Genomic DNA, 21,274 nt, shown 5'->3' with positions numbered 1-21,274 from the left:
ATACCCTATGGAAGTTAATAAGAAAAAGGTAGATAAAGAATTTGGGTTAGCGTCTTGGGCGATAAACAATCCTACTACCATATATGTAATGATCGGTATATTCCTGGTCTTAGGGCTTTCGGCATATTTCTCTATGCCAAGAGAGAACTTTCCTGAGATCAACGAAACCAAGATTTATGTTAGTGTCCCTTATCCCGGAAACACAGCAGAAGATATAGAACGATTAATCATCGACCCTCTTGAGGACAAGTTAAAAAATGTAAGTAATGTTGTAGAAATTCTTTCTACTTCTCAGGAAGATTATGGGATTATCACTATAGAATTTGAAGAAGAACTTACAGTTGCAGAAGCCAAACAAAAGGTTAAAGATGAAGTAGATTCTGAAAAAGCAAACGAAGACTGGCCTACTTTTAATGGAGCCAAGGTAGAACCTAATGTTTTTGATTTGAGTATCTCTGAAGAGACTCCAATTATGAACATTAATATTGCTGGTGATTACCCTGTTGAAAAACTGAAAGAATATGCAGAATATCTTGAAGATGAAATTGAAGATCTAAAAGAGATTAAAAAAGCTGAAATTCGTGGAGCACAGGAAAAAGAAGTAGAAGTCGCTGTAGATATCTATAAAATGATGGCTGCAAAGGTGAGCTTTGACGATGTTATTAATACCATTCGTAATGGTAACATGACCGTTTCTGCAGGAAATATGATTAGTAGCGGGCAACGTCGTACCATACGAATACTTGGAGAAATAGATCAACCCAAACAACTAGATGGTTTTGTTGTAAAGTCTCAAGATGGGGCTGTTTATCTAAGAGATATTGCTACAGTAAACTTTAAAGAAGAAGATAAAACTACATATGCCAGAGAATTTGGACACAGTGTCGTGATGTTGGATGTTATGAAACGTTCTGGAAAAAACATGATCGAAGCTGTAGAAAAGATCAAAGTTATTATTGCTGATGCAGAAGAAAATATATTCCCACAGGATCTTGATATTACTGTGGCAAATGATCAATCAGAAAAAACAAATAACCAGGTAAGTGATTTGGTAAACAATATCATCTTTGGTATTGTCTTAGTTGTTGGTGTTTTGATGTTCTTTTTAGGCTTTAGAAATGCACTTTTTGTTGGATTTGCTATCCCAATGTCGATGTTTATGTCCTTTATGATTTTATCTCTTTTGGGGTATACTATGAACACCATGATCTTATTTGCCTTAATTATGGGATTAGGAATGTTGGTGGATAATGGTATTGTAGTTGTTGAGAACGTATATCGATTAATGGAGGAAGAAGGCATGTCTCGTATAGAAGCTGCAAAAAAAGGAATTGGCGAAATTGCCTTTCCTATTATCATTTCTACAGCTACTACCGTAGCTGCATTTATACCTCTGGGGATGTGGCCTGGTGTAATGGGACAATTTATGATCTACTTCCCAATTACACTTTCTGTAGTACTGGGGTCATCACTTTTTGTTGCCATTTTTATCAACTCAATGTTGGTTTCTCAATTTATGGAAATCGGAGAAAAGAAACTTACTCTTAAACAACTGATTCGTTTAAGTATTATTTTAGGAGGATTAGGTATTTTTATTTTGGTCGTTGGTGGACCTGTACGTGGCTTAGGAAGTTTAATGATTTTTACTGCCATTATGTTTTGGATATATCGATATGTATTGAAAGGTGCTGCTAATTTCTTTCAACAAAGAATATTAGCGTGGCTAGAAAATAGATATCAACGTTTTTTAACTTTTGCCTTAAAAGGCTGGAGAGCATACACCTTCACCATTGGTACTTTTCTATTACTATTTGTGGTATTTGCCATGTTTGGGGCTTCTGTAGGTAGTCAACGTACCAAATTTGAATTTTTTCCAGATAACAAACCTAATCAAATCGTGGTTTATGTCGAATATCCTCAAGGAACCGATATCGATAAAACGAATGCGATCACCAAAGAAATAGAACAACGAGTATATGCTGTTGTAAACGATTCAGAATATATTGATAAAGGCGATGACTTTAATTTTCTTGTCGAATCTGCAGTTTCTCAAGTTGGCGAAGGTGCAGGAAATCCACAGACTGATGGGGGAAGTAGTGCAGAAATGCCGCATCGTTCTAAAATTACCGCTACCATGCGCGAGTATAAATATCGAAAAGGGAAAGATTCTGAGGTGTTGCGTCAAAAAGTACAAGAAACTCTTAAAGGAATTTACCCTGGTATAGCGATTTCTGTAGAAAAAGATCCAGTTGGCCCACCCGCTGGATACCCTATAAATATAGAAATCGAAGGGCCCGATTATAATGAGTTGATTAATATTGCAGAACAAATGCGAAACTTCATCAACGAAAAAAATATTCCTGGTATTGAAGAACTCAAAATTGATGTAAATAAAGGGAAACCTGCCATGCAAGTGGTAGTTGATCGTGAAAAAGCCGGAGAATTAGGCGTTGCAGCTGGACAAGTTGGAAATCAGTTACGTCGTTCTATTTTTGGAGAAAAAGCGGGAGTTTATAAAAAAGATGGAGAAGATTATGATATCTATGTTCGTTTTAACGAAGAAAACAGATATAATACCAGTGCTCTTTTTAACCAAAACATAACTTTTAGAGATCAAGCAACTGGACGACTAAAAGAAATCCCTGTTTCGGCAGTGGCATCGCAAAAAAACACTTCTTCTTTTAGTGCTATAAAACATAGAGATACCAAAAGAGTAGTTACTGTATATTCTGGTTTAGAACCAGGTTTTGTAGACGCAGCGGCCATTGTTTCACAAATTCAAACAGAAATGGCTAGTTTTCCTAAACTTCCAAGAGGTGTAGACATTGATTATACTGGTCAAATTGAAGAGCAAGATAAACAAATGAAATTCTTAATGGGCGCTTTCTTTTCAGGATTAGGTCTTATTATGTTAATTTTAATTTTTCAGTTTAGTTCGGTTTCTAAACCTACTATTATTATGATTGCCATCTTCTTGAGTTTTATAGGAGTATTTGGTGGTATTTTGATTACTGGTGCCTCTTTTGTAATCATGATGACCATGATGGGAATTATATCTCTCGCAGGAATTGTTGTAAATAACGGGGTAGTACTACTCGATTACACACAACTCCTGATTGATCGTAAGAAAGTAGAACTTAATGTACCTGAAAAAGATCTATTACCAAATGATGAAGTGATGAAACTTATTATTAAAGGAGGACGAGCTCGTTTAAGACCAGTATTACTAACCGCAATTACTACCGTTTTAGGGTTAATCCCGTTAGCAATTGGGTTTAATTTAGACTTTTTCTCGTTATTCAGTACTGGAGATCCTAAAATATATTTAGGTGGTGATAATGTAATCTTCTGGGGTCCATTGGCATGGACCGTTATCTATGGATTGATTATAGCTACCTTCCTAACCTTAATTATTGTACCATGTTTATTCTTTATCGTGAACAGAGTCAAAGTAAGGTTCAGCAAAAAAAACGTTGTAGAAGTACCCGTAACTCCTGCGACAGTTTAGTGTTATGTAAAATTGATTAGAAAAACGTCGTACAATGTGTACGGCGTTTTTTGTTTACTACCTTTCTATAGATACAATTATTCTTTCTCTTGAATATATTAATAATCACAAATAAAATCTAAATTTTTCTGTGTTGATCATATTAATTCTACCTTTAATATAATAGTATTAACCATTTAAATATTACATAATGAAGAAAAAGAAATTCTCAGGATTGAATTTGGATAAACAAACTATTTCCAAATTCCAAAGCCTCGCAATTAAAGGAGGAACTCAAGGCACTTTATTTTGTCCCACTATTACTCCACCATATTCAGGAGGAACATGCGGTGTTAGTGAATGTGATTGTGAATAGTTTATAAAAAAAGGAGATCTTAAATTTAGATCTCCTTTTTTTATACTCGACAATATATCAGTAATTATTTAATAATCTTTGCCGTTATCGAAAGTTTTGCAGGTTCCAATAAATCATCAACACTTTGATGATTTCGTATTCTGGAATAAAAAACTGCAGTGCTTTTATATGTGCCTTCTGTATAAACTCTAGAATCAATAGTTACATCGATATCTGCATTTTCTCCAGGATTCAATGCTATTGGTGGTAAAACTCTACGTGCAAGAATAACTCTTCCTACTCTAGGGTCGGTCATAGGCTCATCGTTTTCATAAGTTGTACTCCTTTGAAAAACAATAGGATGATTTCCTTGATTAATCCATTTTGTAACACCTCTAAAAGTTTCAGGCGGAATACTACCTTCTGCAACGTCTGGAACAGTAATAGGTGTAGTTTCAATCCTAACAGGATTAATTACATCTACAAGTATTTGGGTTGTTTTAAAGTCGTTATCATTTCTAACTAATAATATGAAACTTTTTGGGTATTCAAAATCAATACTTGTATCTGTAGTTGGAAATTCAGTAGTTATATCCTCTGGTAGTGTAGATGAATCTTGTGTATAATATAAATTTGGACCATCATATGTAATGGTCGGCACTAAATTTGTAAAATCGGTTCCTAACGGAACAAAAACGTACAAAATATCTCTACCAGATTCTTCTATAGTTCTCGAAACTGTAATGTCATTTGGAAGATCGGAATTTTTACTTTTCTCAAAGACAAAACCTGTGATTTTTAGCGTTGCAGGAATAACGGGGTCTTCTTTTACAATACTTACATTATAATGTAGTAACTCTTCTTTATCACCTATAGCATTATAGATTGTAAATACATGCACTTTTTGATCTTCAAAAGACAACCGCACATCATTTCCTGGTGAGATACTAAACTTACTTAAATTAAGTTCTTCTGATGTGATGGAAACACTTATACCTTCTAAAGAAAGTATCGAACTAGCCAAGGTAATCTTAATTTCTCCAGGGTTCACTTCTTTATTGTCAACAATTTCTGGATCTACAATATCTATGGAGACGGGTTCTATTCCGAATAATGGAAAACCTGAAAGTTTAGCTTCTTCAAGATTAATCTCTGATTCTGGTGACGGTGTAGAATCATCATCGCTAGAATTACAATTCATCATTAAAAAAATAGAAAATATTACACCTCCTATATTCAACAATTTAATATTATTTCTCATTACTTCTTTTTAAAAATTACGAGTAAATCTATCAAGTTGCTAAAGCATTTCTAAATTAATATGGTATTGTATATCATTTATATGGTGAATGCTCTAAAACAATAGGTAAATCCATTTTTTTTGCAATTATTCTTTTATATCAAAAGTTATAGTATAACATGCTCCAGGATTCGAAAAAATTTCAACAGTTCCATTAATCTGCTTGGTTAACCCTTGTATAAGTTGCATCCCCAAAGACTTGCTATCTTCTATTTTAAAATCTTTTGGAAAACCAACACCTGTATCTTGTATTTTGAGCATACATGTATCATGATTTTTAGAAGCTTCTATATTAATTCGCCCGCTAGTATCTTCTTGAAATGCATATTTGATACTATTGGCTATAATTTCATTCACAATCAAACCGCAAGGAACCAAATAATCCATATCAAGATTAATATTATCTATAGCTGTTGTTATTGTTATATTTTGCTCTGGAAGATCATAACTGGTATTAAAGTATGTAAGTAAGTTATCCAGATAGGTTTGTAAATTAATCAACGACAAATCACTGGATTTATATAATCTTTCATGAATAATAGCCATTGCTTGTATTTTATCCTGAATTTCTTGTAAAATCTCAAAAGAGCTCTTGTGATCTCCAAATTTATGCTGAAGCCTTAATAAGCTAGATACGATCTGTAAATTATTTTTCACCCTATGATGTACTTCTTTTAATAATATTTCGCGATCTTTTAAGGTTTGAGAGATTTGTTTATTCTTTTTTGCAAGAACTTTATTCGTCTTTTGTTTATTCTTATACGCATAGAATAGTGTTAATACTATTATTGTTAATGCAACTAGTCCTGTTATTAATATAATTTGAGTTGTACGCTGATTCTTGTTTTCAAATTCCTTTATTTGATTTTCATTAGTTAATAACAGCACTTCTTTCTCTTTGTTTTCTAAATCAAATTTTGCCTGTACTTCTTTTAATTGTTTATCTTTTTCTTTAGTAAATAAAGAATCTTTAATCTCATTGTACTTTAATAGATATTCATAACTTTTCTGGTGTTCCTTTTTTCTATTTGCATATTCATGTAAAGCACCATACACTCTTGATAATTGAGGTAAAGCCCCTATTTTTTTCCCAACCGACAAAGCTTTATCATAATGTAATCCTGCAGTTCTAAGATCCCCGAGTTTTTCATAAATATTTGCTAGTGTTAAATATGCCAGCGTATTATCCTCAGAATACCCCGAATCCAAACGCATTTGCAAAGCTCTTTTAGAATGTATTAGCGCTTCTTCATATTTTTCTTCATCTATACTTATCTGTGACAAATTATTTAACGAACCTATCATTAGATCTAAATAATTTGTTTCCTCTGCAATTTTAAATGCTTCTGTCAACGTTTTTTTAGCTTTGTCAAAACGTTTTTGGCGCATATACATTTCACTTACATTGCCTAAAACATAAGCCCTATACTCCTGATTACCTGACTCATGAGATAACTCTAATGCTTTTTCATAATATATAGTTGCATTGTCATCATCTTTTAATCTACAAGAGTATAAAGTTCCTAGGTTGTTGGTTATTGCTACGATAAGATTTTCCTCCTTACTTTTTTCATATATCTTAAGTGCCTTTAGATAATAATCAAGCGCTGTTTCATACTCTCCCATACGTATATGAACTACCCCTATATTTTGATAACACTTGCCAATCCCTAGTTCATATTTTAGCTTTTTTGAAACCTCTAATGCTTTAGTATAGTATAATAATGCGTTTTCATGATTAGATTTGTCATTGTAAAACTTCCCTAACCGTATATAAAAAAAACCTGTGTTTTTATTGTTTTCATTTTTTACCAGTTCTAATCCTTGCTTTGCATAATCAATAGCTCTGTCTACGCTTATTTTACTGTATTTATTGGTTAATTGTTTATATAATTCAATTTTTTCCTTTTTAGAAGCTACTGCCAATTTTTGCTCCAAACTATCGGTTTGCGCTGTAAGTGAAACATAAAAAAACAATAAAAACAGGCAACCATACTGCCGTAAAAAATGTATTATTTTCTTCATTTTATATAATATCTAATCGCTCTATCAATTGACTTTTATATGCTTTGCTTATTGGTATATTTTTATCTCCAATAAAAACAAACCTATTTTCTATTTTATCGATTTTATCCAATGCAATAAGATAAGATCTATGAATCCTTAAAAATCTATCTTGCGGCACTTTTTCATAGAACTCTTTCAAAAACATATTAACTACAATCTTTTTTTCTTTTGTAATAACTTGAGAATAGTTATCCATAGCTTCAACCCACAAAATTTCACTTATCTTAACGCTTATCAACTGAGATTTATCTTTTACAAATAAAGTGTCTGATACTTTGGCACTGGATGTAACAGCTTTGGAAGTCTTGTTTTCTAACTGCTTTTGTAATGCTATTTGTATTGCAAAGGACAATTCTTTTATATTAAAAGGTTTTAATAAAAACCCAAAAGGTTTAGATTGTAATGCTTCTTTAAATGTACTGTTATCTCCATAAGCGGTAAGAAAAACAATTGGAATTTTATACCTTTTGTAGATCTCTTCTGCTGCTACAATACCGTTTTTGTCTCCCGAAATATTAATATCCATGACCACAATATCAGGTATCGCCTCTTCTGTATATTTTATCGCTTCGTTATAACTGCCAGCAATCCCTATAATAACATATCCTAGTTTTTCTAAACTAATTTTAATATCCAATGCAATGGAAAACTCATCCTCGACTATTAATACTTTTTTATTGTTTACCATAAACACCTTATTAACTTTGAGCACAAAGCTATTTAAATACCAACCTGTAATTATTAAAAAAATATTAATGTTTACAGGTTGGTAAAATCGATTATAAACTTATTATAATCAATCAAACTTAGGTTTAACTTGGGGAATCATTCTTGGTATATCTCATATATTCATATCAAAGAGATGAAACCATAAAGTTTCATCTCTTTGATACTTCCTATTTATAACTTTTATTAGTACATTCTTTAATTGATTAGTCTCTCTGAATTACAGCAGCTACTAGACTACCTAGGTACAATTGTTGTTTTAATATTAAACACTACAGTATTGAATATGTCTTCTATTGGATTTAGATCATCAATGATATCGTTAATTCTTGCCCGATTTACATCATATTTAGGAGAAAATATAATATCCACATCATAATCTCCAATTGCCGCTCCATCTGTATTAACACTAATATTCATCTTTCCTTGTTCTCCTGGCATTATACGAGATCCTTGTAAAGGGTCTCTTACTCCTAAAAAAGCAGTATATATATTTCCTATACCGTCTGCCGTGTTATCTATATAGTCACTTGCCTGAAGATTTATCTCTATTGGATGATTGCCTCTATTTCTATAATCAAAAACCTCAGCGCTGGTATCAAATCGTATGATTCCTCTATCTTGTTCCAAATTCGTTGTTGATATTGAGCTTTCTCGTAATTCGATTGGGTTTTCTACATCTACAATTACTCGATATATCTTCTGAGATTCTGAATTTTTGACTAATAGTCTAAACTCATTTCTATCTTCAAATCTTCCAATGTCGTAGTCACTAGTAAAATTAATCCTCAGATCTTCTTCTGGATATGTAATGAAATCTCCATCTCCTTGTTTATGCTGCAATTCGTCTCCTTCAAAATCTACAGTAGGAACCAGATCTGTTAAATCTGTTCCAATCGGAACTAAGATAAATATTGCGTTACCACTTGTACTGCCAGGGTATTCTATTATCTTCTTTGTTTCAATATCTGAAGGCAAATCTGGGTTTTTACTTTTTTCGAATTTAAAACCCGTAATCTTTAACTGATCTTCAATTGGGGCATCTTCTTTTATTACAGAAACCAGATAATGAATACTTTTCTCTGGATCTTGCAGTGAGGTAATCGTATAGGTAATAGAACTTCCTAATGAATAGGATTGTACTAATCCAACTGCAGGAGATATTTCAAACTTAGATTCATCAAAATTAACTGAAGCTAGACTAAAACTAAGATTATTAGAAGTTGCTGGAACTGTAACAATAATCTCACCTGAAGTCTTTTCTTTTCCATCTACAATTTCTGGTTGTCGTATTTCTATATTGGTATATTCGACCTCAGTAAACTTAAAATCATTTAGGTTTGCTTCTGTTAAATCTATTTCTACTGGGTTATTCAGTTCAGAATCCTGATTATCATCATCAGAACTACACCCAATACATAGACTAATTAATAAAAATGCGCCTGCTTTACATATACTATTCATGATATTATATTATTTTATCTGCACAAACTTATCTTCTACAAAAACATAGGCAAAATCAATATGGTAAATCGTATAATTTTCTTGGTGAATGATCAAAAAGAAGAGGTGGTTAATTTTAGCAGTTAAATATCAGAGTGATTAAAAAAATAAAACAGTATACTTTATAGCAATTTAATTTATTAACGAAGGAAAACATAGTATCTAAAAAAAACGCCGCAAAATCTTGCGGCGTTTTATATATTCTACTAAACAAACAATTATATACTATCTATTTTCATTTGCCGGAGTAGGAAATCTATCAAAAATTGCGTCACCTGGTCGATCAATAGAACCTGCTAAATCACTGTTTAATCTACCAAATCGTCTTAAATCAATCCATCTATGCCCACCTTCTGCATACAAAGAATATCTTCGTTGCTTTAAGATTTCAGTTACCAATTCTGCTGGTGTTGTACCACCAGTATATCCAGATAATCCTGCAGCAGTTCTAATCACATCAATTGCGGCTACTGCTGCAGTAGGATTAGTGATATGATTTGCTTCTGCAGCTAATAAAATCAATTCTTCATTTCTGATAATGGGTACAGAAGAAGTATTACTAGTAAAAACAAACACATCATGAGTTGCATTTAAATCATCGGCTGAATTAGCAACTCCATCTGGCCCAGCAACAGTAATTGGTTCATCTCTAAGAACCACTTTATTTAAACGCGTATCTCCAGCATCTGCATCATTAATAAATGTTGGGTGTGCTAACCTTACATTAGATAAGGAGCTATTTAATGCAAAAAATAATGGATTAGCAATATCTGCTCCATCTAGTGAAAATGTAAAATAAGCACCTGTTGAAAGATCCCCACTCATATTCATAAAAGAATTTCCAAGAAGCGTCAGTACCGAAGCATAATTTCCGCGATAGGCTTCTACCCTTGCTGCTAGAGCATTATTAAATTCTAAGATGCTTACATCAGAAAAACCAGATGGAAGAGAAAAAGGTAAGTCACTCCCAGCATTAGATAAATCGGTTGCCGCATCGGTTAGCAGATTAAAAATAGCTGTCAAAGAGTCATCATAACTTAAGAAAGGACCTAAGTTTTGAGGATCGTCAACATCGACTCGTATCCCATTTTCAAATTGTTGATTGAGCACCATTAACAATTCATGAGCTTTTATTGTATTGGCAAAACCTCGTATTCCTGCAACTTCCTCTGTCGTGAATGTTTCAGTCGTATTTGCTAGTCCTTCAAGTAATAAATTTACATCTTTAACAGTTGCATATCGAGCGGCATACGGGTTTGTTGTATAAAATGTATTATCGTCTAAAGTACCTGTCAATAAATCTGCTGTCCATCTGGGATCAGAACTTGCTACACGCCAATATTCACGACCTGCAACAGCTTGACCATCTACTTGTGTTCCTAATCGAGAACGCATATCAGATAACACACCAAATATTGCATCTCTTAACTCTCCACGAGACAAATCACTAGAGATCGACTCTGTACTTGGGCCATTCAAATCTTTTCCATCTTCAACCTCGCAAGACACGAGTACCACCGAAGATAAAATAGTTATTAAAAATATCTTTATTATTTTCATTTTCTTTCTTTTTAATTAAAAATCAACTGCTAAGTGAAATAAATAACGTTTTGAGGTAGGAAATGGTGTAACTTCTACTCCAGTCGACAATCCATTAGACCCAAAATTCGAAACTTCTGGATCATAACTATTATAATCAAATACATTGATTAAGTTATTTCCTGAAAATCCTATTTTAAGGTTAGAAACATATTTTCCAAAAACCTTCTCACGTATCTTACTCGATAAGTTATAATATAAACCAATTTCTCTTAATCTAAGATATGAAGCATCTTCTACAAACGGAGTAGCATTTCCCGAACCAAAAGCTCCAATTCTAAAAGGTCCATTTGCTGTCACTCCTGCAGGATCTAGGTCAATATCATCAAAATCTGGACTAGTTCCACCAAAATCACTTAATAGATTAGTTAAATTGATATTATCACCTCCTTGTTTCCAGTGCCATAAGAAAGATAAGGTAAAGTCTTTATAACTCAAGTTATTACTCCAGGTCATCTGAAAATCAGGAGCAGCATCTCCTAGTACCACTAAATTACCATTAGCATCATTTCCTACGATTTGCGTAGCACTTTTCCCTTCTTCAATTCTAAATGTTCCTAAACCTGCTCCAAATCCTCCAAGGTTAAATGCATCTACATCTAACTTAGTGATTTCTGATTCATTAGTAAAAAATATCAAATTCGTATTCCAATTAAACTTATCTCCTTCTAATACATCTGCATTTACACTAACTTCTACTCCTCTATTTTCTAAATTACCAGCATTAGAAAACTCTAAAGTAAATCCTGATGAAGGTTCTATGTTAGATCTTAAGATCAAATCATCCACTTTTTTATTATAATATGAAAACTCTAAGTTAATCCTGCTATCCAAGAAACTTGCATCAAAACCTACTTCTAATTCCTTTTGTCGTTCTGGTGAAATATCCGGATTCCCCAGTGCTAATGGGCTTACGGGAACAACAATACCAGCAATACCATCAATTAAAGTGTTTGTATAAGTAGTAAATAAAGCTCCATTAGGTGCAAAATTTCCTGCCTCACCATATGCAGCTCTAATTTTGAATTGATTAATAACAGGAATTTTCCAAAAATCAAACTTGTGTAAGTTTACTGCAGCAGAAGCTTTCGGGTAATAAAAAATTTCATTAGCATCTCCATTATTACTTGATTTATCCCCTCTTACTCCAAGAGTACCAATAATTTTATCTTGATAATTTAATTCTTCCTGAACAAAAAACCCTTGATCTTCCTGTTCTTGTCTAAATTGATTTACACTAATATTTGCACCTTGATCCAGGTTGGTTTCAAAACCAATTAAATCTGTAGCAATATTACCTACGGTATTTCTATAAAATGTTTGTTTTGTTACACCAGCTTGAGTTCTAAAATTAAGACTATTACTTGTGGTATAATTATGTACTAAAAAAGCCGAATAGTTGGCGTCTTTATTTTCTGTTGTTCCCAATGCAGATACTCCATTAACACCTCCATTCCCTGGCTTTTGAAATTGTAGTAATTTTGGAAAAATAGTAGTCGTTATTAATTCATAATAATCAACTCCTCCTCCTAATGCAAGTTTTAAGTTAGACTTTTCTGCTTCATAAAGCTTAACATCTAGTGTAGCTCCCACTATAAACCTATTAATATCCTCTCTATTGGTAATCAAATCTCTAGTTTGTAGTGGATTTGAAGCAGCATCTGGGTTATCAGGGTAAATCCCTAACTCATTAGGAAACAACTGCGTCCAGGGCTTTGTAAAAGTTGCCGATTGTCCTATAGTGGTAGTGGTGTTATCATTGTTAAAATATCCACGATCAGATTGAGAATCTATATAGTTACTAGATAAAGAAAGCTTTGCTCTATCTTCAAGAAAACTATGATTTAAATTTAAACGTATCGACTTTCTATTATATCCAGTATTTTTAACAATTCCATCTTCTTCATTATTAGAAAAACCTGCATAATATTGTGTATTCTCAGATCCCCCTGAAACATTTATACTGGTATTAGAAATAAATCCTTCTTCACCATAGATTTCTTCTTCATAATCCACAAGTGTACCACTGTCACGAGCTGCAGTAAATAAAGCTCCGTTGCCAGCGCCTGTCCCCTCAGCCGATGCTTCAGTAAAGTTTCTCTGTCCTCTTAATCTAATAATTGTATTAAATCCAAAATCCTGAGAAAAAGAAATTTTTGTCTTCCCTTGTTTTCCTTTTTTCGTAGTAATTATGATTACCCCAGCAGCAGCTCTAGCTCCATAAATTGCAGCAGCAGATGCTCCTTTAAGAATCTCTACACTTTCTATATCATCAGGGTTGATATCTGCAATCCTGTTTGATGGGTTATCCTGACTAGATGGGTTTCCACCACTTGCTGCTCCAGACACAGAATTTAAACCTGTTGCAGAAATGCTATTGTTATTTACATATACTCCATCAACAATATATAGTGGTTGAGAGTTACCATTAATAGAGGTTACCCCTCTAAGTTTAACAGCAATACCTCCTCCGGGAGCACCAGAACTTTTTGTAATTAATGCACCTGCGAATTTACCTGCCAATGCCCCGTCTAATGTTTGTGGTGGTGTCAACCCTGCCAAATCTTCCGCAGAAACAGACGAAACAGCATTAGCCGCATTACTTCTCTTAACCGAGGTTGCCAAACCTGTAACAATTACTTCTTCTAGTGATTCTGTAGATTCACTAATCTGTATTGTGATGTCCCCAGCAGTTTCAACATCAACTACTTTTGTTCCAAATCCAAGAGCAAATACCTTTAGCCTTGTAGGCAAAGTTCCTACTGTAATAGAAAAATTACCATCAATATCACTGGCAGTACCATTATCGGTACCATTCTCCACAATATTAACAAAAGGCGCCCCTGCTCCGGTAGCTTCGATGACCACTTTACCTGTAATGGTCTCTTGAGCCAGCAGTATTGCTGGAGCAAAAATTAATAATAGCAAAATCTTCATTTTGCTAAAATGAGTTCGTTTTTTCATAATGATTTGTTTAAATGTTTTGTTAAATCTATTAAAAGAAATTGAAATAATAATGTTAAAACTAACAATTGTTCGCAAAAAAAGTCATAATAACGTATTGATTATAAGTTAAAACCATAAAAAAAGTACGGATAAACTATTAAACTTAAATTGATTTTCTAACTCATGACAATCTATCAAATTGATGTATTTACAAACACAATTAACTGTTACAGATCATTTAAAACTATTCCTTGGTTAAATCATCAAAAACTATCAACTCTCTACTGTGCACTAATCCATAAATCTTCTTATTTTTGCAGCCTTAATATATAACTATGTACAGAAGTCATTCCTGCGGTGAATTACGCGCCTCAGATATCAATAAAGAAGTTACCTTATCTGGGTGGGTACAAAAAACCAGAGATAAAGGGTTTATGATATGGGTAGACCTTAGAGATCGCTATGGTATTACTCAACTGATTTTTGATGAAGAACGCACACCTGGAGCAGTTGTTGAAAAAGCCAAAACTTTAGGTAGAGAATTTGTTATTCAGATTAAAGGAACCGTTATAGAGCGTGAGTCTAAAAATAAAAATATCCAAACCGGAGAAATTGAAATTCTTGTCAATGAACTGACTGTGCTTAATAAAGCTATCGTTCCCCCGTTTACTATAGAAGATAAAACAGATGGTGGAGAAGATATAAGAATGAAATACCGATACCTGGATATACGACGTAATCCTGTAAAAAATAGTTTAGTATTTCGTCATCAGGTGGCTATGCAAGTAAGAAATTACTTATCAAAAGAAGGATTTATTGAAGTAGAGACTCCATATTTGATTAAATCTACACCAGAAGGAGCACGTGATTTTGTAGTACCTTCTCGAATGAATGAAGGACAATTCTATGCTTTACCGCAATCTCCACAAACATTTAAGCAATTGCTTATGGTTGGAGGCATGGATAAATATTTTCAAATTGTAAAGTGCTTTAGAGACGAAGATCTAAGAGCAGACAGACAGCCTGAGTTTACACAAATAGATTGTGAAATGGCATTTGTAGAGCAAGAAGATATTCTAAATACCTTCGAAGGACTTACTCGCCATCTTATAGCTGAAATCAAAAATATTAGTATTGGAGATTTTCCTAGAATGACCTATAATGAGGCTATGCAAACGTATGGGAACGACAAACCAGATATTCGGTTCGGAATGAAGTTTGGAGAGCTTAACGAAGCGGCTCAGCATAAAGAATTTAAAGTATTTAATGATGCCGAGCTTGTCGTTGGTATTGCTGTTCCTGATGGAGCATCTTACACCAGAAAAGAAATAGATAAACTTATTGATTGGGTAAAACGACCTCAAGTAGGTGCATTAGGAATGGTCTATGTAAAATGCAACGAAGATGGTACATATAAATCTTCTGTAGATAAATTTTATGATCAGGATGATTTGGCCAAATGGGCAGAAATAACCGGAGCAAAAGCAGGAGATTTAATTTGTGTGCTTTCTGGTCAGACCAACAAAGTAAGAGCGCAATTAAGTGCACTTCGTATGGAACTTGCAGAACGTCTTGGATTAAGAAATCCAGAAGAATTTGCTCCTTTATGGGTTGTTGATTTTCCTTTATTAGAATGGGATGAAGAAACAGAACGTTATCACGCAATGCACCATCCATTTACCTCTCCAAAACCAGAAGATATTGATTTATTAGATACTAAACCTGGCGAGGTAAGAGCTAATGCATATGATCTTGTTTTAAACGGAAATGAAATTGGAGGAGGATCAATTCGTATCCACGACAAGGAAACACAAGCGTTGATGTTTGACCATTTAGGTTTTACGCCAGAAGAAGCAAAAGCTCAATTTGGATTTTTGATGGATGCTTTTCAATATGGAGCTCCGCCTCATGGAGGTATTGCTTTTGGACTTGATAGATTAGTCGCTATTTTAGGAGGTCAAGAAACTATTAGAGATTTTATAGCGTTCCCAAAAAACAATAGTGGTCGAGATATCATGATAGACGCACCATCAAATATTGATGACACCCAACTTAAAGAATTGAATATAAAACTTGATTTGTGATATACTACAAATCATATACTAACGTTTTAAAACTCTATTTATATAAAATCCCGCAACAAGCGGGATTTTTATTACCTTTAAACGAGAGTAATACTAATTTTAATTTAGAATGTCGTGTTAAATGCGACATTCTAAATTAAAACTGGTATAAGATCAAATAAATATGCCGTCCCAAAAGAAGAAGACATTACTTTATAAGGTTCTTAAATGGCGTTATCGTCATATCTCTGATAAGACTTTTGTTCTTATTTTAAGTATCCTTGTTGGTTTTACAGCTGGTCTCGTTTCCTTATTACTAAAAAACATTACTCACTTAATTCAAGTTGTTCTCGAAAGTGATATTATCTCGTGGCAGACGTCATTCTATTTTATTATTCCAATAATTGGCCTGTTGATCATTTACCTATTTACAAAATATGTTATCAAAAAAAACCCTAAGTCTGCAATACCTTTAATTCTATACTCTCTTTCCAAAAAGAAAGGAATTATAAAACCTATTCATGGATATTTGCCTCTTATTCTGGCTCCTATCACCGTTGGATTTGGGGGCTCGGTTGGACTTTTGGGGCCTGCAATTAGTTCTGGATCTGCATTGAGTTCGAGTTTTAGCACATTATTTCATGTTAATCAAAAGACAAGAGTTTTACTTATAGGATGTGCATCAGCCGGTGCCATATCTGCTGTATTCAAATCTCCTTTAGCGGGTCTAGTTTTTGCCGTAGAAGTATTTAGCCTCGATCTTACTTTAGTTTCATTATTACCTCTACTTTTTGCCTCTGTATCTGCTATAATTACTTCGTATTTCTTTTTAGGAGATGAAGTTTTATTTAGATTTGATGTAATAGAAAAATTTGATATTTATGATACTCCTTTCTATATTATATTAGGAATAGGTACTGCGTTTGCCTCGATATATTTCACCAAAATGTACTTTGGGATATTACACTTTTTCAATCGTTTTTCGAGAAAGATTCATAGATTATTAATAGGCGGGCTTGCCATTGGTATCATGTTATATTTTATTCCCCCTCTTTATGGAGAAGGTCTTGGTTTTATAAACGATTTATTAAATGGTAATCACTTAAAAGCCATTGGAAAAACTCCATTTGATTCACTAACTAGTAATATTTGGATTATTATTGCGCTATTGGCAGGTATAACTATTTTTAAAGCTGTTGCAATGACTGCTACTTTTGCTGCTGGAGGATCGGGAGGAATATTTATTCCAACAATGGTAATGGGCAGTGCCTTGGGGAATGTAGTTTCCAAAGTTATTAATAATCTGGGGATAGGTTTTCAGGTTTCTGAAGCAAATTTTACTTTATTAGGAATGGCAGGGCTTATTGCAGGGGTATTACATGCTCCCCTCACATCGATCTTTCTCATCGCAGAGATTACCTCGAGTTATGAGTTATTTGTTCCTCTTATGATTACAACTTCAATTTCATTTATAATTTCTAAAAATGGGATTGAACATAATATATACACCCGAGAACTGGCAGAACAAGGTCACCTCCTAACACATGACAAAGATCAAACGGTATTGACTCTCATGAATCTTGAAGATTGTATTGAGACCAATTTTATAACGGTAAAACCCAATTATACACTAAAACAGTTATTAAGTGAGGCAGTTGCAAAATCCAACCGAAACTTATTTCCAGTTACAGATGAATCTGATCATCTCATAGGTGTAGTATCATTAGATAACATTAGAGATATTATGTTTGACATTACCTTGTATCATAAAATTAATGTCGATACTCTTATGTCTCAAACTTCTGCCACTATAATATACGAAGATGATAATGTAAAAAAGGTAATGCAAAAATTTCAGGATACCGGGGCGTGGAATCTTCCAGTTATTAAAGATGGTAAATATTTTGGTTTTATCTCAAAATCAAAACTTCTTACTGCATATCGTAGAAAGTTGATTAATTTTACACGATAATCAAATTAAAAATGAAATAAACCTGTATAGTTTGATGGATTCTCATTCAAATATTTATTGGTTAGTTTTATGTAACTTCTAAAATCATATCACGAATACATGAAATATGTCATAGTCATACTTTTTATATCCGTTGTAATACTGATCTGTATTGGATATTACTTTAAAAATATCGGAGATCATCTCATGGGAGATAAGCTAGTAGGAATAGGTATACTAGCTTCTTCTTTTATTTTGATGCCAATTTTTATATATCACAGGTGGAAAAACAAGAAGGTAAAGGATTACATGCTTACTGAAGAAAACCTAAGAAAAATGCGGGATTACGAGAAAAAAAAGGAGGATTTGAAGTAACGAAATTCGAAAATATTCACATTTTCATAACAATTCGTAAAAAATTTAAAACTACCTTTAATATTCAACTACTTATTATTTTATTACAATGGAAGGAACAGTAAAATTTTTTAATGAATCAAAAGGTTACGGATTTATTACCAACGACGAAACAGGAAAGGACATTTTTGTTCACGCTTCAGGAATTGATGGAGAAGCCTTAAATGAAGGTGACAAAGTAGAGTATCAGGAAGAAGAGGGAAGAAAGGGGCTCACCGCTGCAAATGTCCGTATAATTCATTAAAACGAACATTAAAACTTCTAAGTTTTAAAAGCACTACATCGGTAGTGCTTTTTTATTGCATCAAAACTTAGTCTCCTATGTATTTTGTTTGAAACTAAAAAAATTTAGACCAATCAACTACTAATATTTTAATAGTTGATGAGGAAGAACCAAAGAAACCTTTGTCCCTCTTTCTCCATAAATACTCATATCTTCTATTTCGATATATGATTCGGTTTTAAACTCTTTAGAAAGCATCGCCAAACGTTCTTTTGTTATTATTGTAGCTAATGATTTTTTCTTATCATTCTTTATTTTATTATGATCAACCCCTACTCCATTATCTTTGATGACACACAATAGTTTATTCTCTTTAAAAGAGATGTTTATTTCAATTTTCTTATCATCATCATGCTTTTGAAAACCATGTTCAATAGCATTTTCAACAAAAGGTTGGATCATCATAGTCGGAACCAAAAATTCATCTGCCTGCACGTTATCATCTACCTTAATAGAATAATCAAATATATGATCAGCAGCCAAATTCTGTATGTCAATGTAATGTTCTATTGTATTTAATTCTTTATCTAACATAACAAGATTATTCCTCGAGTTCTCCAGATTTCCCCTAAGTAGTTTAGAGAACTTAGAGAGATAAGCAACTCCTTTAGCTTTTTCATCATTCAAAATCATACCTTGTAATACTGCGAGAGAATTAAATATGAAATGCGGTGTCATCTGAGATCTCAACAATTTTTGTTCTATTAGTATATTTTCATGTGCTGATTTTATATTTCTATACTTATATAAAAATGTCAAAAAAAGTAACCCGAGAATAACAATAACTACAATTATAACACCCCACAAAATTTGCTGATATGTTCTTTCTAATTTAGAATCTGTTAATTTAACCTTGTTTTGAAGTGATTTCTCTCTTACATCGGCTGTTTCTGCTTCTTTTATATTCTCATTCAGCTTTTTATTAAACATTAACTCCTCAACCATTTTTACAGAATCCAAATACACACTTGCCTCATCAAAAGAATTCGTATGTTTATAGTACTCATAATAGTTATCTAATCTATTTTTAATTAAGCGAAGAGGTGTATCTTTTGTCTCGAATCTAGCTGAGGAATCCAAATATATTTTAGCTGTTTCAAATTCTCTTTTATTTAAAAAAAGGTTTGCCATATTCGAATAGACAAGAGTTACTCCCGCTGAATCCTTATCTTTTTTATTCTCTTTTAATGATTCATTAAACCCTTTTAAAGCATTTTCATAATTACCTGTTCGCATTAAAATAAGGGCATAATTATGACGATATAAATTTAGTTTTACAAATTTATCACTCTTAATTCTATTATAAATATCTAATGCTTTATCATATTCATCATTTTGGAAATAAAGCATACCCCATTTAAAACAAAGTAGTTCCAACTGTATAGAATCCTGTGGTCTAAACACATTGCTAACTTTTTCACAAAACTCTATCCCTTCCTTTATTTTATTTAAATCAATTAAGTTTTCTGCTTTTAGATTAATCGCCTTCATTAGATTAAGACTATCATCTGTACTCAACGATTTTTGAATCATCTTGTCAGAAATAAGCAAGCCATTAGAATAATTCCCCAAACGCCCATAAGATTTTCCTAAATAAAATAACTCAGAAGCCAGAAGTTCTTCTTTCTCTCCTTTCTTAGTTAATATATTGACCAATTCCTCATATCTATCAGCATCAAATAACGAATCCAGGTTACTTTGACCATACGATATTAAAAAATTAATGAAACAGAAGAAAAAGAATATTTTTTTCAATTAATATGTATTTACTTTTTGTTTTTATATGAAGTATAATGATTTCCTATTAAAAATCATTTTAACCATACTCGAGTTTTCTTTTATCCAAAGATAAAGGTAATGATTTAAACATTTTTTAAGATTTAGAAATGAAGTAGTCTAAAAAATTTACTTAACATTTATAAAAGTGCCTTTTTTATATCAACTCCCTTCTTTTTTAGTCTGGATACAATCTTCAAGAAAGCCATTGCTGTTATAAAAGCATCTCCAGAGGCAGTATGTCGGTCACTTTTTGAGATTTTGAGATCAATACAAAGATCATCAAGACTATAATGGCTATTAAGTCTATCATTGCGATACACTAAATGTTTTGTTTCCTTAAAGAGAACACCTGTATCTAAAAATTTATTTTTTAATACACCTAATCCATGTCTTTGCAAAGCTTTATTAATCATTCTTCTGTCAAATTCTGCATGATGCGCAATAAGAATGGCGTTCCCTATATATTGTATAAATAATTCGAGAGCTTTTTTTTCTGTAATTTTATCAAATCCATTATTTTTTCGAATTCCGTGAATTTCTACAGTATCCTCATTAAATACCTCTTGCTCTAAATAGACTTCTAATTGATCAAATACAAGTATACTATTATTTTTGACCGCCACCCCTCCAATAGATAATACCCTATCGTCTATATAATCAAATCCGGTAGTTTCTGTATCAAATGCAACAAAGCGAATGTTTTCAAAAGCTAATTTATCGCCTCTTTTTTCAAAAAGCGAAAGGTACTCTTTCCAGAAATCAGGATGATTTTTATTTTTCTTTTTAGGCCAAAATTCCATA

General features: G+C 32.8%; 14 protein-coding genes. 6 read left to right on the top strand and 8 right to left on the bottom strand.

Annotated elements, in window-relative coordinates; all coding sequences use genetic code 11:
- Window positions 1–7: 7 nt before the first annotated feature.
- Together PQF96_RS15250 and PQF96_RS15245 are read left to right on the top strand one after the other, a co-directional pair.
- A complete protein-coding gene (locus PQF96_RS15250) occupies window positions 8–3,508 on the top strand; it encodes an efflux RND transporter permease subunit (RefSeq protein ID WP_271767229.1) in 3,501 nt (1,166 codons plus the stop codon).
- Window positions 3,509–3,698: 190 nt separating this feature from the next.
- Entirely contained in the window at window positions 3,699–3,863 is a 165-nt protein-coding gene (locus PQF96_RS15245; RefSeq protein WP_160114115.1) for a hypothetical protein, read from the top strand.
- 64 nt (window positions 3,864–3,927) lie between these two features.
- Here the strand turns inward: PQF96_RS15245 and PQF96_RS15240 are convergent, their stop codons facing one another.
- The 6 genes from PQF96_RS15240 to PQF96_RS15215 form a co-directional block, all read right to left on the bottom strand.
- The gene (locus tag PQF96_RS15240) at window positions 3,928–5,103 is read right to left on the bottom strand and encodes a hypothetical protein (RefSeq protein ID WP_271767226.1); all 1,176 of its coding nucleotides are present in this window, start codon (window positions 5,101–5,103) and stop codon (window positions 3,928–3,930) included.
- A 126-nt stretch (window positions 5,104–5,229) separates the two neighbouring features.
- The gene (locus PQF96_RS15235; RefSeq protein WP_271767225.1) at window positions 5,230–7,167 is read right to left on the bottom strand and encodes a tetratricopeptide repeat-containing sensor histidine kinase; all 1,938 of its coding nucleotides are present in this window, start codon (window positions 7,165–7,167) and stop codon (window positions 5,230–5,232) included.
- A 1-nt stretch (window position 7,168) separates the two neighbouring features.
- Window positions 7,169–7,897 carry a LytR/AlgR family response regulator transcription factor gene (locus PQF96_RS15230; RefSeq protein ID WP_271767223.1) on the bottom strand — a complete coding sequence of 243 codons (729 nt, stop codon included), beginning with the start codon at window positions 7,895–7,897 and terminating at the stop codon, window positions 7,169–7,171.
- Between the two features lie 275 nt (window positions 7,898–8,172).
- Entirely contained in the window at window positions 8,173–9,399 is a 1,227-nt protein-coding gene (locus PQF96_RS15225) for a hypothetical protein (protein ID WP_271767221.1), read from the bottom strand.
- Window positions 9,400–9,663: 264 nt separating this feature from the next.
- The gene (locus PQF96_RS15220) at window positions 9,664–10,998 is read right to left on the bottom strand and encodes a RagB/SusD family nutrient uptake outer membrane protein (protein WP_271767219.1); all 1,335 of its coding nucleotides are present in this window, start codon (window positions 10,996–10,998) and stop codon (window positions 9,664–9,666) included.
- 15 nt (window positions 10,999–11,013) lie between these two features.
- Complete coding sequence (locus tag PQF96_RS15215) at window positions 11,014–14,001, bottom strand: SusC/RagA family TonB-linked outer membrane protein (RefSeq protein WP_271767217.1); 2,988 nt, start codon at window positions 13,999–14,001, stop codon at window positions 11,014–11,016.
- Window positions 14,002–14,318: 317 nt separating this feature from the next.
- On the opposite strand from PQF96_RS15215, the gene aspS reads away from it, so the two are divergent.
- From aspS to PQF96_RS15195, 4 genes are all read left to right on the top strand, one after another.
- On the top strand, window positions 14,319–16,067 hold the full coding sequence (aspS, locus tag PQF96_RS15210) for an aspartate--tRNA ligase (RefSeq protein ID WP_271767216.1): 1,749 nt from the start codon (window positions 14,319–14,321) through the stop codon (window positions 16,065–16,067).
- Window positions 16,068–16,230: 163 nt separating this feature from the next.
- Complete coding sequence (locus tag PQF96_RS15205) at window positions 16,231–18,018, top strand: chloride channel protein (protein ID WP_271767215.1); 1,788 nt, start codon at window positions 16,231–16,233, stop codon at window positions 18,016–18,018.
- A 99-nt stretch (window positions 18,019–18,117) separates the two neighbouring features.
- Window positions 18,118–18,372 carry a hypothetical protein gene (locus tag PQF96_RS15200; protein ID WP_271767213.1) on the top strand — a complete coding sequence of 85 codons (255 nt, stop codon included), beginning with the start codon at window positions 18,118–18,120 and terminating at the stop codon, window positions 18,370–18,372.
- 88 nt (window positions 18,373–18,460) lie between these two features.
- Window positions 18,461–18,655, top strand: a complete 195-nt coding sequence (locus tag PQF96_RS15195; RefSeq protein ID WP_109435771.1) for a cold-shock protein — start codon at window positions 18,461–18,463, stop codon at window positions 18,653–18,655.
- Window positions 18,656–18,775: 120 nt separating this feature from the next.
- Here PQF96_RS15195 and PQF96_RS15190 read toward each other — a convergent pair whose 3' ends face one another.
- Window positions 18,776–20,449: a tetratricopeptide repeat-containing sensor histidine kinase gene (locus PQF96_RS15190; RefSeq protein WP_271767211.1), complete on the bottom strand. Its 1,674-nt coding sequence runs from the start codon at window positions 20,447–20,449 to the stop codon at window positions 18,776–18,778.
- 161 nt (window positions 20,450–20,610) lie between these two features.
- Window positions 20,611–21,273, bottom strand: coding sequence for a 3'-5' exonuclease (locus tag PQF96_RS15185; protein WP_271767210.1), 663 nt, complete (start codon window positions 21,271–21,273; stop codon window positions 20,611–20,613).
- Between the last annotated feature and the right edge of the window lies 1 nt (window position 21,274).

Source organism: Aquimarina algiphila, assembly GCF_947494415.1.
Classification (GTDB): Bacteria; Bacteroidota; Bacteroidia; order Flavobacteriales; family Flavobacteriaceae; genus Aquimarina; species Aquimarina algiphila.
This window is presented reverse-complemented; position numbering and strand designations above follow the sequence as displayed.

Coding starts and splice junctions, on each gene's coding strand:
- PQF96_RS15225 (WP_271767221.1), bottom strand. CDS start 9,399: ATGAATAGTATATGTAAAGCAGGCGCATTTTTATTAATTAGTCTATGT.
- PQF96_RS15230 (WP_271767223.1), bottom strand. CDS start 7,897: ATGGTAAACAATAAAAAAGTATTAATAGTCGAGGATGAGTTTTCCATT.
- PQF96_RS15245 (WP_160114115.1), top strand. CDS start 3,699: ATGAAGAAAAAGAAATTCTCAGGATTGAATTTGGATAAACAAACTATT.
- aspS (WP_271767216.1), top strand. CDS start 14,319: ATGTACAGAAGTCATTCCTGCGGTGAATTACGCGCCTCAGATATCAAT.
- PQF96_RS15215 (WP_271767217.1), bottom strand. CDS start 14,001: ATGAAAAAACGAACTCATTTTAGCAAAATGAAGATTTTGCTATTATTA.
- PQF96_RS15250 (WP_271767229.1), top strand. CDS start 8: ATGGAAGTTAATAAGAAAAAGGTAGATAAAGAATTTGGGTTAGCGTCT.
- PQF96_RS15185 (WP_271767210.1), bottom strand. CDS start 21,273: ATGGAATTTTGGCCTAAAAAGAAAAATAAAAATCATCCTGATTTCTGG.
- PQF96_RS15220 (WP_271767219.1), bottom strand. CDS start 10,998: ATGAAAATAATAAAGATATTTTTAATAACTATTTTATCTTCGGTGGTA.
- PQF96_RS15200 (WP_271767213.1), top strand. CDS start 18,118: ATGAAATATGTCATAGTCATACTTTTTATATCCGTTGTAATACTGATC.
- PQF96_RS15205 (WP_271767215.1), top strand. CDS start 16,231: ATGCCGTCCCAAAAGAAGAAGACATTACTTTATAAGGTTCTTAAATGG.
- PQF96_RS15235 (WP_271767225.1), bottom strand. CDS start 7,167: ATGAAGAAAATAATACATTTTTTACGGCAGTATGGTTGCCTGTTTTTA.
- PQF96_RS15195 (WP_109435771.1), top strand. CDS start 18,461: ATGGAAGGAACAGTAAAATTTTTTAATGAATCAAAAGGTTACGGATTT.
- PQF96_RS15240 (WP_271767226.1), bottom strand. CDS start 5,103: ATGAGAAATAATATTAAATTGTTGAATATAGGAGGTGTAATATTTTCT.